The organism is Mesorhizobium sp. M1088, from assembly GCF_040318575.1.
Taxonomy (GTDB): Bacteria; Pseudomonadota; Alphaproteobacteria; order Rhizobiales; family Rhizobiaceae; genus Mesorhizobium.
The window spans coordinates 18,058-30,807 of the sequence record NZ_JAMYMO010000005.1; the positions used below are offsets into that span (position 1 = coordinate 18,058).

9 protein-coding genes are annotated in these 12,750 nt (G+C 64.8%); 5 read left to right on the top strand and 4 right to left on the bottom strand.

The annotated features are described in order from the left end of the window. Positions 1 to 15: 15 nt before the first annotated feature. The 3 genes from zwf to NKH49_RS08195 all read right to left on the bottom strand — a co-directional run bounded on the left by zwf (position 16) and on the right by NKH49_RS08195 (position 4,943). Complete coding sequence (gene zwf / locus NKH49_RS08185; protein WP_352481008.1) at positions 16 to 1,392, bottom strand: glucose-6-phosphate dehydrogenase; 1,377 nt, start codon at positions 1,390 to 1,392, stop codon at positions 16 to 18. Between the two features lie 22 nt (positions 1,393 to 1,414). Continuing rightward, positions 1,415 to 2,431, bottom strand: coding sequence for a phosphogluconate dehydrogenase (NAD(+)-dependent, decarboxylating) (gene gnd, locus NKH49_RS08190; protein WP_352470756.1), 1,017 nt, complete (start codon positions 2,429 to 2,431; stop codon positions 1,415 to 1,417). A 100-nt stretch (positions 2,432 to 2,531) separates the two neighbouring features. Beyond that, positions 2,532 to 4,943 (bottom strand): glucan 1,4-alpha-glucosidase, encoded by a 2,412-nt coding sequence (locus tag NKH49_RS08195; RefSeq protein ID WP_352683744.1) that lies wholly within the window; start codon positions 4,941 to 4,943, stop codon positions 2,532 to 2,534. 218 nt (positions 4,944 to 5,161) lie between these two features. Between NKH49_RS08195 and NKH49_RS08200 the strand changes: the two genes are divergently transcribed. The 5 genes from NKH49_RS08200 to NKH49_RS08220 all read left to right on the top strand — a co-directional run bounded on the left by NKH49_RS08200 (position 5,162) and on the right by NKH49_RS08220 (position 11,860). Then, complete coding sequence (locus tag NKH49_RS08200; RefSeq protein ID WP_352481006.1) at positions 5,162 to 6,175, top strand: ABC transporter substrate-binding protein; 1,014 nt, start codon at positions 5,162 to 5,164, stop codon at positions 6,173 to 6,175. Positions 6,176 to 6,249: 74 nt separating this feature from the next. Continuing rightward, the gene (locus tag NKH49_RS08205; RefSeq protein WP_352925957.1) at positions 6,250 to 7,743 is read left to right on the top strand and encodes a sugar ABC transporter ATP-binding protein; all 1,494 of its coding nucleotides are present in this window, start codon (positions 6,250 to 6,252) and stop codon (positions 7,741 to 7,743) included. Between the two features lies 1 nt (position 7,744). Next, entirely contained in the window at positions 7,745 to 8,719 is a 975-nt protein-coding gene (locus tag NKH49_RS08210) for an ABC transporter permease (protein WP_023678190.1), read from the top strand. A gap of 2 nt (positions 8,720 to 8,721) precedes the next feature. Then, positions 8,722 to 9,669, top strand: a complete 948-nt coding sequence (locus NKH49_RS08215; protein WP_352613183.1) for an ABC transporter permease — start codon at positions 8,722 to 8,724, stop codon at positions 9,667 to 9,669. Positions 9,670 to 9,790: 121 nt separating this feature from the next. After that, positions 9,791 to 11,860, top strand: coding sequence for a 3-hydroxyacyl-CoA dehydrogenase NAD-binding domain-containing protein (locus NKH49_RS08220; protein WP_352613185.1), 2,070 nt, complete (start codon positions 9,791 to 9,793; stop codon positions 11,858 to 11,860). 8 nt (positions 11,861 to 11,868) lie between these two features. On the opposite strand, the gene NKH49_RS08225 is transcribed toward NKH49_RS08220, so the two are convergent. Continuing rightward, entirely contained in the window at positions 11,869 to 12,681 is an 813-nt protein-coding gene (locus NKH49_RS08225) for a helix-turn-helix domain-containing protein (protein WP_352925895.1), read from the bottom strand. Between the last annotated feature and the right edge of the window lie 69 nt (positions 12,682 to 12,750).

Here is a 12,750-nt window from a genome sequence, read left to right on the forward strand (position 1 = left end):
TTCACCTTCCAGAAATCATTTCGCTGGATTGATCCAGCCGTTCGGCGGCCCGAATCCAGCCATGGCTTCGGCCGGCCCCCACGTCTTTGGCGCGTAGACAGGGGGCGGCGTGGTGTCGCCGAGCACCGGGCCGACGATGCGCCAGGCGAGCTCGCTGGCGTCCTGGCGGGTGAAAAGCTGGCCGTTGCCGTTCATGGCGTCGCCGATCAACCGCTCGTACGGCGGCATGTCGCCCTTCGAATCGTCCAGCGCGGTGAGCTCGACCTGCTCACCGACCATGTCATCGCCGGGCGCCTTGCGACGGGCGCCGATCGAGATCGCCACCTGAGGATCGATGCGGAAGCGCACGTGATTGCAGTCGCCGGGCTTGATCGGATCGAAGACGTCGAGCGGCGGTCGCTTCAGTTGCACGATGACCTCGGTGGCGTGCACCGGCAGGGATTTGCCGGCGCGAATGAAGAACGGCACATCCTGCCAGCGCCAGGTATCGACGAAAAAGCGCACCGCCGCGAAGGTCTCGACCGGCGAGTTCGGCGCCACGCCCGGCTCGTTGAGATAGCCGTCGAACTGGCCGCGCACCACATCGTCCCTGGTCAGCGTCCGGATCGCCCGCAGGACCTGCACCTTCTCGTCGATGAGATCGTCGGCCGAGCGGCCGACCGGCGGTTCCATGGCGAGCAGCAAGAGGATGTTGAGCAGATGGTTTTCGACGACGTCGCGAATGCAGCCGACCTCGTCATAGAAGCGGCCGCGGCCCTCGACGCCGAAATCCTCGGCCATGGTGATCTGCACGCTCTCGACGTAATTGCGGTTCCAGATCGGCTCGAGGAAGGAATTGGCGAAGCGGAAATAGAGCAGGTTCTGGATCGCCTCCTTGCCGAGATAATGGTCGATGCGGAAGATCGACTTTTCGTCGAAGACCAGATGCAGCACCCGGTTCAGCCAGCGCGCCGATTGCAGATCGTGGCCGAATGGCTTTTCCACCATCAGGCGCGCGCCCTGGGCGGCGCCCGACTGCTCCAGCCCCTGGACGACCACCTCGAACATCGCCGGCGGCACCGCCAGATAGTGCAGCGGCCGCTCAGCGCTGCCGAGCGCGGTCTTCAGCTTCTCGAAGGTCGCAGGCGCCCGATAGTCGCCGCTGACATAGCGCAGCAGCGATGCAAGCCTGGCAAAGATCTTGTCGTCGATGCTGCCCAAGGCGTTGACGATGCCGTCGCGGGCGCGCGCCTGCAGCTTGGCGGGGTCCCAGGGATCGAAGGCGACGCCGATCACCGGCTCGTTCAGCGTCCCTTTGGCCACCATGGCGTAAAGGGCGGGGAAGATCTTCTTGTGGGCGAGATCGCCGGTGGCGCCGAAAAGCACCAGCGTGTCCGATCGTTCCTGGCTCATGGGCGTGCCTCCCTGTCGCCCGTCACGAACCGGCCTTGGGTTTTTCGACATGGCCGCCAAAGGCATAGCGCATGGCGGACAGAAGCTTGTCGGCGAATTCGGATTCGCCTTGCGAGGAGAACCTGTCGAACAGCGCCGAGGACAGCACCGGCGCCGGCACGCCGGTGTCGATCGCCGCCTTCAGCGTCCAGCGGCCTTCGCCGGAATCCGAGACCCGCCCGCCGAACTGCGTCAACGACGAATCGGCCTTCAGTACGCCGGCCGTCAGGTCGAGCAGCCACGAGCCGATGACGCTGCCGTGCCGCCAGACCTCGGCCACTTCAGCGATGTCGATGTCGAACTGGTAATATTGCGGGTTTTCCAGCGGGCTGGTTTCCGCATCGGCGGTGCGCTGCCGTTTGCCGGCATTCGCCGATTTCAGGATGTTCATGCCTTCGGCATAGGCGGCCATGACGCCATATTCGATGCCGTTATGGACCATCTTGACGAAATGGCCGGCGCCGCTTGGTCCGCAGTGGAGATAGCCGAAGGGCGAGGTTCCGGCATCCTTGGCAGGGGCGGGCGAAGCGGCGTCGGCGCCTGGCGCCAGCGTTGCGAAGACCGGATCGAGATGCCGGACCGCGCTGTCGGGGCCGCCGATCATCAGGCAGTAGCCGCGCTCGAGGCCCCAGACGCCGCCGCTGGTGCCGACATCGACATAGCTCAAGCCTTTCAAGGCGAGGCGCGCGGCGTGGTCGACGGCCTCGTGATAATAGGAATTGCCGCCGTCTATGATGATGTCGCCCGGCTCCATCAGGGCAGCCACCTGGTCGACGATCTTGCCGGTGATCGCCGCAGGCAGCATCAGCCAGGCGCTGCGCGGCTTCGCCAGCTTGCCGACGAACTCCTCCATCGAGGCGGCTCCGACCGCGCCGGCGCTCACAAGCGCGGCGACGCTCGCCGGGTTAATATCGTAGACGACGCATTCGTGGCCATCGCGCAGCAGGCGCCGAACCATGTTGGCGCCCATCCGGCCCAGTCCCATCATTCCTATCTGCATGGTCTCGTCCTGCCTTACTTGAGGGATCGATGATCTAGTGGCGCCGTGATTGAAGCATGATCTTGTCCGAAAACCGGTCTCCACTTTGCGGGGTCATGCTCTATCCTGTATCGCCGATGCCGACAGAAAAGTCAGCATTCTCCCAATGGCCGCTATCGGGCCAGAAGAAAGTGAAGACAATGCTATTGCCCGGGCTATTGCCTGGAGCAATCTCGGCAACCTGCAATTCCGCAAGATGGATGCCGAAAGCATTCGCGGTGGTCTCGGTGTCATGGACGGTTGCCCAATTGTCGCTGCTCCAATGAACCACCGCCCGGGCCAGAAGTTCGATGCGCAGCGCCTTGCCTGCCGGGATGGTACGGATCTTGTGGTTGAAGCGCCATGCCCTGAAGCGCGACACCGTCCTGCCCTCGATATAGCGCTTGACGCCTTGCGGCGGCATGTCGAACACCGTGCCGTCGCGCAGCGACCGCAGCAGCTTGATGTGCTCGGAATGCGCCCAGACCAGCGGCTTGGCGCTGCCGGAGGGCCCGCCATGCCGCAATTCGCGCTCCGGCATGTCGGGACCGTCCCAGACCTGCTCCGGTAGCAGGCCGCCCGGTCCGGCAGAGTTCTCGAACGTCCTGAGCAGGCTTGCCGCACTATCCCTGCGGCCTGCCGCCAGCTCGTAATGAGCGCGCTCGCCGACCAGCAGCGGCCAGGGCCGGCCCCGGCCGGTTCCATCGAAGGGCGCGCCGTCGGCATGCTCGCCATAGCCGTCGCCATTGTAGCGGTACCAGAGCGGGCCCTGCGGCAGTTCGCAGCGCAATTGCGCGTCGATGACCTTGACCGTGTCGAGGATGCGCGGATCGTCGGCCGCCCTGAGGCCGAAGCGGACCAGCGCCAGCGCATCCGGGCTGACGATCGCCTTGGCCGGCCGGTCCGTATCGGCCGGCGGGCGGTTCTTGATCGGGACGTAGCCGTCTTTCGGCGATGCCGCGCCGGCTTTGTCGGGCGGCGCAATGCGGACATAGTAGCCTTCGACGCTGGCTTGCTCGCATGCGGCGGTGCCGGCCACGTAGGTCCAGCGCTCGATCTGATCGTTCCAGACGTCGGCGGTTTCGCGCAGATAGTTTGCCGGCTCTGTTTTGCCGGCGGCATCGAAGATGTCCGCAGCCGCAAGCAATGCGGCGATCTCGACCGCAAGTGTGAACGGGCTGTAGCCGGCGTCTTCTTCCCAGCGGTCCTCGCCGGTGACCGGGCCGTTGCGCACGACATAGGCGGCAGCGCGCTCGATCATCGGCATGAAGGAGGAGAGTGCGGCAGGCGGCAAATGGCCGGCGCGGCGCAGTGCGTCGGCAAGCAGCAGCGGGAAGGCGCATTCGTCCATCTGGATGCCCGGCCAATAGGCCGATCCGTCGAGCCAGGCGTTCTGCGGCCAATGGCCGTCCGGCTGCTGGATCGAGCGCAGATAGCCAAGGATGCGCAAGGCTTCCGCCGGGTCGCCGGCAGCGAGGAAGCCGCCGGCGGTTTCGACCAGATCGCGCGGCCAGACCAGGTGATAGCCGCCGAGATCGTCGTCGCCCTTGTTGAAGCCCCACGGGATCGACAGGCTGGCAACGGCTGCTCCGGCGGACGACCGGTGTGTCGCCAGCACCGCCGTGCTGAGGCGGTAGCTGTTGAGGCCGGACGCCGCATGCCGGTCCAGCGGCAGCAATCCGGCCTGCCATTTGCGCCATTTGTCGACGTAGGATCCGGCTGCGGGCTCAAAACCTTGCCTCAGGCTGGCGAAAGCGGTTTCCGCCGCCTGTTGCGGCGTCGTGCCGAAGCCCAGCGCCAGCAATATTTTTGGGTTCGCAGCCGAAAAGGCGATCTCGCCGGTCAGCGCGACATTGCCGTCCTCGGCCCTGCGGCAGGCCGGATCGAGCCGGCCGCCTTGACCAAGCTGCTGCCAGCCGTCGGAGACGCCGACATAGCCGGCCGAGCACGCCTTCCACGGCACCGACGAGGCGAGCGCCAGGCAGGTGCCGCGTCCCGATGCAAACAGGACAGGCTGTCCTTCATGGTCGTCGATCCAGGCGGTGTTGCCCATGCCGGCGTTGACGAGGTGCGGTGCCAGCAGCGCGTAGACGCGGTAGTCGGCGGCCGCGCCTTTGAGCGGCGTGAACATGATCTCCTGCAGCAAGACGGGACGTTCCGGATCCGTCAGGATGCGCTTTTCGATCCTGTAGGTTCCATCGCTTGCGGTGTTGACCAGCCGGTAGGCAGGCACCCCGTCCGCCAGGGGTTCGATACTGTGTTCGGCGTCGCGTTTTTCTTCCGAGAAATAGCCGTCGGGTCCGGTGACGATCAGCCCCAGATCGCGGGTGCATGCGCTATCGAGGCGCGGGTAGTAGATCTCGTTGAGGATACCGTGGCTGATGGTGAACCAGATCGGGCAGGCCGGCGAGAGCGCGGTGCCGACGCCGCTCTTGGCGCTCGAGGTCCAGCGTGCCGGAATGCCGGGTGCACCCGGGGCAAGGTTCGTCGCCATTCAATCGGTCTCCAGTGCCATCCCTAGACCAGGAGTCGAACCGGTTTCAATGATTGCACCGCAAGTTGATCGCCGGCCATGGTTTGATGTTGACAGCTTGCCGCCTATCTGCATTTGTCTGATAATAGATAAAAAACAAGATTGTGAGCGTATCAGCCAATACCCACCAGCCAGCCATTAACCACCAGTAAGACAGCAACTCACGGGAGGAGTATGACATGAGGAAAATATTCGCTTTAGGAGCTCTTGCGGCGATGCTCGCCGCAGGTACCGCTCTTGCCGACACCAGCGGCAAGAAAATCGCTTTCTCCAACAATTACGCCGGCAATTCCTGGCGGCAGGCGATGCTGGACAGCTACGCCATCGTTACCAAGAAGGCGGTTGCCGACAAGGTGGTCGGCGCCGCGGACGTCTTCACGACGGCCGACAAGGAAGTGCCGACGCAGGCAGCCCAGGTACAGAACCTGATCCTGCAGGGCTATGACGCCATCGTCATCAACGCGGCATCTCCGGATGCGCTCAACGGCGCCATCAAGCAGGCCTGCGACGCCGGCATCGTCGTCGTCTCCTTCGACGGTATCGTCACCGAACCCTGCGCCTACCGCGTCGTCGTCGACTTCAAGGACATGGGCAAGCAGGAAGTCGAGCAGATGGCCAAGTTCCAGCCCAAGGGCGGCAACCTGCTGGAAATCCGCGGCCTCGCCGGCACTTCGATCGACGATGCCATCCATGCCGGCATCCTCGAAGGCGTCGCTGCCCATCCCGAGTTCAAGATCGTCGGCTCGGTGACCGGCGACTGGGACCAGACCACGGCACAGAAAGCCGTAGCGACGATCCTGCCTTCGCTGCCGGATGTTGTCGGGGTCGTCGACCAGGGCGGTGACGGCTACGGCGCGGCGCAGGCTTTCGCCGCCGCCGGCAAGCCACGCCCGACCATCATCATGGGCAATCGCCAGGACGAGTTGCAGTGGTGGAAGGAGCAGAAGGAAAAGGACGGTTACAAGACCTGGTCGGCATCGATCGCACCGGGCGTATCGACGCTTGCCTTCTGGGTGGCGCAGCAGGTGCTCGACGGCCGCACCGACGTGCCGCACGACCTGCTGGTGCCCTATCTTGCCTTCACCCAGGACGATTTCGAGGCCGCGCTGCCGAAGATTCCGAAGGGCGGCGTCGCCAGCCACGAATACACGCAGGAAGACGCCATCGCGGCGATCAAGGCCAACATCAAGTGAGCATGGCACTATTGTTGCCGCCACGGATAACCGGGTATCGTTGAGGGATGCCGGAGGCCGATGCAGACATCATCATGCCGGACGGCGCCGAAAAGCTTTTCGGCGCCGTCAGTTTGGACATCATAAGACTGGGCGGAGCCGAAAAACATTTCGGCGCCGTCAGGGCGCTCGCCGGTGTCGATTTCAGCGTTCGTGCCGGAGAATGCGTCGGTCTCGTCGGCCATAACGGCGCCGGAAAATCGACGCTCATGCATATGGTGGCGGGCACGCTTGCCCCCGACAGCGGGCAGATCGCGGTCCGCGGCGGTGTCGAGGCAAGTTATTCGGTGCCGCGCGCGCAGCAGCTCGGCATACGCTGTGTGTTCCAGGAGCTGTCGCTCTGCCCGAACCTCAGCGTCGCCGAGAACACGCGGATCAACCACGCGTCGCTGCATGGCTTCGGCTGGCGGCGCAAGGCGGCCGATCTGATCGCTGCCAAGCTCGACGAGATCTTCCCCGGCCACAGCATCTCGGCATCCGACATCGTCGGTGATCTTTCCATCACCAGCCGGCAGATGGTGGAGGTGGCGCGCGCCTTCACGGTCACGCAGGAGCCGCTTGAGCTGGTTATCCTCGACGAGCCGACATCCTCGCTCGACGCGCATACCGCCGGCCAGCTGCTGGCGTTCGTGCGCCGCTTCATCGCCGCCGGCAAGAGCTGCATCCTGATCTCGCATGTGTTGGGCGAAGTGCTCGGAAATGCCGACCGGATCGTGGTGATGCGCGACGGCAAGGTGGTCGCCGCCGGGCAGGCCGACGCCTTCGACCGCGACAGGCTGGTGACGGCGATGGGCGGAGCGGAGGCGCGCGAGAAGACCGCCGCAGAGATTGCGAGCGGCAAGCCGGAGCCCGGCCCGCTGCGGGTCCGGGCGCGCCCGGCGCGACAGCAGGACGGCAACGAGCTCGTCGCCCGTGCCGGTGAGATCATCGGCCTTGCCGGACTTGCCGGGCATGGGCAGACCGATCTTTTGCTGGCTATCTTTGCTGCGGCTTCCCGTGCCAAGACCGGCATCGAGGTCACCGCGCCGGTGGCGCTGGTTGCCGGCGACCGCCAGTCGGACGGGATTTTTCCGCAATGGTCGATTGCCGAGAACATCGGCATCCGTTCGCTGGCGCGATTGCGCAACGGCCTCTTGATCTCGCCGCAGCGCGAAGCCGAGCTCGCCGAGTTGTGGCAGCGGAAAATCGGCATCCGTACGCCCGACATGACCAACAACATCTTCTCGCTGTCCGGCGGCAACCAGCAGAAGGCGCTGTTCGCGCGGGCGCTCGGCTCCGACGCCAAGATCGTGCTGATGGACGATCCGATGCGCGGCGTCGACATCGGCACCAAGCTCGAAGTCTACGACCTGGTGCGCGAGGAGGCTCGCCATGGCCGCACTTTCCTCTGGTACACCACCGAAACCGAAGAGCTCGACAATTGCGACCACATCTATGTGTTCAAGAACGGCCGGATCGTCGCCAACCTTCGTCGCGACGAACTGACGGAGGAAAAGATCATCCAGTCGTCGTTCGGCGATGCGGCCTGAGATGACAGCGGTATCCGTCGAGAATGGGCTAAAATCTTCGGCTCGCGCCACGAGGCGGGCGCGCATGCTGCGCAGCCTGCTGCCGGCACTGTCGCTGGCGCTGGTGCTCATCGCCATCGCCTGGCTCAACCCGCGCGCCATCAGCTATTTCGGTTTCAGCCTGATGCTCAATCTGGCGATCCCGATCGCTCTGGCGACGATCGCGCAGATGTTCGTCATCGCCGGCAACGAGCTCGATCTGTCGATCGGCACCTTTGTCGGCTTCGTCGGCTGCGTGACGGCGACATGGCTGAAGGACGCGCCGCTGCTCGGCGTCGTGATCCTGCTCGGGTCGATCGGCGTCTACGCGCTGCTCGGCGCGCTGATCCATCTGCGCAACCTGCCCTCTATCGTGGTGACGCTCGGCATGAGTTTTGTCTGGCAGGGCATGGCCATCCTCATCCTGCCCAAGCCCGGCGGCAAGGCGCCGGACTGGCTGCTGGCGCTGATGGCCTTCAAGCCACCCTTCATTCCGTTCCCGATCATCGCGGCATTGCTGATCGCAGCCGTCGTCCACTTTGGCCTGATGCGTACCTCCTACGGCGTCATCCTGCGTGGATCGGGCGGCAATTCAGCCGCACTCAAGCGCGCCGGCTGGTCGCTGCTGCGCACCAAGATCGCGCTGTTTGCGCTGACCGGCCTGTTCGGCGTTTTGTCCGGCATGGCGCTGATCGGCATCACCACCTCGGCCGATGCCAATATCGGCAATGGCTACACGCTGCTTTCGATCGCCGGCGTCATCCTCGGCGGCGGCGAGTTCGTCGGCGGCCGGGTGTCGCCGATCGGCGCCGTCATCGGCGCGCTGACGCTGGCGCTGGCGGCATCGCCCCTCTTGACGTTCATGCACATTCCGCCCGACTGGCAGGTCGCCGCCAACGGCGCCATCCTGATCATCGTGCTGGCGGCGCGGGTGCTGATCAGCCGCAGGGAGAGGTGAGCATGGCATCGCTGCGGACACTGCTCGCCAGACCTTGGATCTGGTCGTTCTTCGGGGCGCTGCTGGTGTGGCTGGCAACCATCGCCTTCACCGGCGGCTATGGCGGCGGCGGCATGATCACGGCGGCGCTGTCGCTCGCCGTCTTCACGGTCATCGTCGGCGTCGGGCAGATGTTCGTCATCACGCTCGGGCCGGGCAATGTCGACCTGTCGCTGCCGGCCAATATCGGCCTTGCCAGCGCCGTCGCCATGAAGGTCATGGACGGCAATGATGCGATGATCGCGGTCGGGCTGCTGGCAGCGCTTGCCTGCGGCATGGCGATCGGCGCCGTCAACTACCTTCTGATATGGGCGCTGCGCATTCCACCGATCATCGCGACGCTGTCGGCCAGCTTCGTCATCCAGTCGGTCGATATCAGCTATGGGCGGGGCCTGCAGATCAAGCCGCCGCCGGGCTTTGCCGACTTCACCAACTGGCAGGTGTTCGGCATCCCGGTGCTGGCGATCCTCACCGTGCTGTTCACCGTCGGCGCCGGCATCGTTTTGCAGCGCATGATCTACGGACGCTCGGTGCTGGCGATCGGCCAGAACATCCGCGCTGCCTGGCTGGCCGGCGTCAATGTCGGCCGCACCCGCTTCCTCACCTACACGCTGTCGGGCGCGCTCGGCGGCCTCGACGGCGCACTGCTCGCCGGCTATTTCCGCGGCGCCAATGTCGATATCGGCAATGAGTATCTGCTGGCCTCGATCGCGGTCGTCGTCATCGGCGGCACGTCGGTGGCGGGCGGCAAGGCCAATGTGCCGGGGGTCTGGGGCGCGGCGCTGTTCCTGGTGCTGCTGTTGACCATGCTCAACACGTTCGGCGTCAGCGTCGGCGTCCGCCTGGTGCTGACAGGGCTGATCATCGTCGGCGTCATCACCGCCGCGGGCGGGCAGAAGGCGCTGCGCTAAAGCAAGGCCACCCGGCGGCGAAGGGATATCGATCCGGCCTGCAAAACACGTGGTTCCCATCCGCATGCCAGCGCTGTAAATCCCGTCGCGCTATCGGCCAACATCATTGCGTGAGGTTTGCGTGTCCGATTTCGTCAGCACTACAAGGCACGGCAACGTCGCGGTGGTGAGCATCGACAATCCGCCGGTCAACGCGCTGAGCTTCCATGTGCGCGAGCCGCTGATGCAGGCGCTCGTTTCCCTGCGCGACGAGCCGTCGGTCGGAGCAATCGTGATAGCATGCGCCGGGCGGACCTTCGTCGCCGGCGCCGACATCACCGAATTCGGCAAGCCGGCGCGGCAACCGGACCTGGGCGCCCTAGTCGCCATGCTGGAAACCATCGCCAAGCCGACGGTCGCGGCCATTCACGGCACTGCGCTCGGCGGCGGCCTGGAACTGGCACTCGGCTGCCATTTCCGTGTTGCCGACCGAACGGCAAGGCTCGGCCTGCCGGAAGTCAAGCTCGGCCTGCTGCCGGGCGGCGGCGGCACGGTTCGCCTGCCGCGCCTGGTTGGTCCGCTGAAGGCACTCAGCATGATCGTTTCGGGAACGCCGATCGGTGCGGCCGAGGCGCTCGCCGCCGGCCTGGTGGATGCCGTCTTCGATGGCGACCTGACCGCGCAAGCGGTGAGTTTCGCCAACGAAACGGCCGCGAAAGGCGGTCCGTTCACGCCGGTGCGCGACCGCAATGATCGCCTCGACCAGGCCGACTTGCCGGCGTTCGACAAGGAAGCGGCAGTGCTTGCCGGCAAAGCACGCGGCCTCGAGGCGCCGATCGCCTGTGCGCAGTCGGTCCGCAACGCCCTGACGCTGCCCTTCGACGAAGCGCTGGCGGCGGAGCGCGACCTGTTCGTCAAGCTTGTCGCCGGGGACCAATCACGCGCGCAGCGGCATCTGTTCTTCGCTGAACGTGAGGCGGCAAAGATTGCCGGCAAGGACGTCGCCAGGCGCAAGATCGCCCGGGTCGGCGTCATCGGCGCCGGCACAATGGGCGGCGGCATCGCCATGGCGTTCGCCAACGGCGGCGTCCCCGTGACCTTGCTGGAAGCGACACACGAGGCCTTGCAGCGCGGGCTGGCGACGATCAACAAGAATTATGCCGTTTCCGTCATCCGCGGCTCGCTGAGCGAAGACGCCAAGCGCCAACGGCTTGGGTTGTTCAAGGCTTCCACCGACTATGCCGATCTTGCCGATTGCGACCTGATCGTCGAGGCCGTGTTCGAGGAGATGGCGGTCAAGAAGGAGGTCTTCGGCAGGCTCGATGCCGTGGCCAAACCGGACGCGATCCTCGCCACCAACACCTCCTATCTCGACGTCAACGAAATCGCCGCTTCGACGTCGCGGCCGCAAGATCTCCTCGGCATGCATTTCTTTTCGCCGGCTAACGTCATGAAGCTTTTGGAAATCGTCCGCGCCGACAAGACTTCGACCGACGTGCTGGCGACCATCGTCGATCTGGCACGGCGGATCGGCAAGGTGCCGGTCGTTGTCGGCGTCTGCCACGGCTTCGTCGGCAACCGCATGCTGGCGGCGCGCGGTGCGGAACTGGAGACGCTTCTGCTCGAAGGCGCAATGCCGCGCCAGGTCGACCAGGTGTTCACCGATTTCGGCTGGCCGATGGGGCCGTTCGAGATGAGCGATCTCGCCGGCCTCGACATAGGCTGGCGCAACCGCAAGGCGCGTGGCCAGACGGCCGTGATCGCCGATGCGTTGTGCGAACAGGGACATTTCGGCCAGAAGACCGGCAGCGGCTTCTATCGCTATGAAGGCGGTTCGCGCACGCCGCTGCCCGATCCCGATGTCGAGGCGCTGATCCGCAACAAGGCTGCCGAGCGCGGTGTTGCACCGCGCGCGATCGGCGCCGAGGAGATCATCGAGCGGACGCTCTATCCGATGATCAACGAGGGCGCCAAAATCCTCAAGGAAAAGATTGCCGCCCGCGCCTCCGATATCGACGTCGTCTGGGTCAACGGCTACGGCTTCCCGGTCGGCAAGGGCGGGCCGATGTTCTGGGCGAGCCTCGAAGGCGTGGACAAGATCATCCAGCGGCTGGATCACTGGCACCAGCAGACCGGCAAGGATGTCTTTCGAGTGGCACCCCGGCTCAGGCAAATGGCCGAAACCGGTTCCTGGGACGGCGCTGCCGGCTGAACTTGGGACTACCGAATCCGTGCGTCCATGATCTCGACAAAACGCGCGAACAGACCCGCCTGCGACTTTATCTTGAGCTTGCGGTAAATGTTGCGGCGATGAACTTTTACGGTTCCCGGCACGATGCGCATCGCCCTGGCAATCGATTCCGTGGAATGGCCCTGAAGCACCAGATCGACGACATGCTGTTCGCGCGGCGTGAGCGAAAGGCTCTTCCAGATGTGAGCACGTTCGAACTCACTGACCGGAGCAATCGCCTCGTCTTGCTTCGTCCCAACCGGTCCGTCAGCCGGAAGGGTAGGCCAGCGCAGCCTGACGAGGCTGATCACCGCAGGCGCCATGTCGCGCAGCAACCTGGCATCGGCGGTTCCGAACGGCCCCGAAGCGCGCAATCGCATTAGCGAGACCACCAGCGCGTCCTTTCCCGGCAGCGGCACGAAAAAGCCGACCTCCTCCGCAAGCCTGGTCTGGCTGTAATAGGAGCGGTAATATTCGCTGGCATAGAAGCGATCCGGCGCCAATTCGCGCATGCGCCAAAAGCCTTCCTTGCGCTCGACTGCCGCATGGTGGAACGGATCGAGCAGATAAGGCCCTTCCTGATAGAGCGCAACGAAGACGTGGCTTTCGGCCGGCGAGAATGTCTCGAACAGCAGCGGCGGGCGTGAGGCGCCGCGATAGCCGAAGATCACGCAATGATCGAAGCTGACATGCTGGCGGAGCCAGGCGACGATCGCCTTGCCGAAAAGCTCGCCGCTCGTCTCCCGCGTCGCTGCGATGAGCGCAGCGAGCCGGCTGTATTCATCGCTGCGTGAAACGCCCAATTCATACCCCTTCAGACGAGAAAATAGACGAAATATACCACCTGGGAGGTATATACTAGCCGCCATTGG

Coding starts and splice junctions, on each gene's coding strand:
- NKH49_RS08210 (WP_023678190.1), top strand. CDS start 7,745: ATGACAGCGGTATCCGTCGAGAATGGGCTAAAATCTTCGGCTCGCGCC.
- NKH49_RS08195 (WP_352683744.1), bottom strand. CDS start 4,943: ATGGCGACGAACCTTGCCCCGGGTGCACCCGGCATTCCGGCACGCTGG.
- zwf (WP_352481008.1), bottom strand. CDS start 1,392: ATGAGCCAGGAACGATCGGACACGCTGGTGCTTTTCGGCGCCACCGGC.
- NKH49_RS08205 (WP_352925957.1), top strand. CDS start 6,250: ATGCCGGACGGCGCCGAAAAGCTTTTCGGCGCCGTCAGTTTGGACATC.
- gnd (WP_352470756.1), bottom strand. CDS start 2,431: ATGCAGATAGGAATGATGGGACTGGGCCGGATGGGCGCCAACATGGTT.
- NKH49_RS08200 (WP_352481006.1), top strand. CDS start 5,162: ATGAGGAAAATATTCGCTTTAGGAGCTCTTGCGGCGATGCTCGCCGCA.
- NKH49_RS08215 (WP_352613183.1), top strand. CDS start 8,722: ATGGCATCGCTGCGGACACTGCTCGCCAGACCTTGGATCTGGTCGTTC.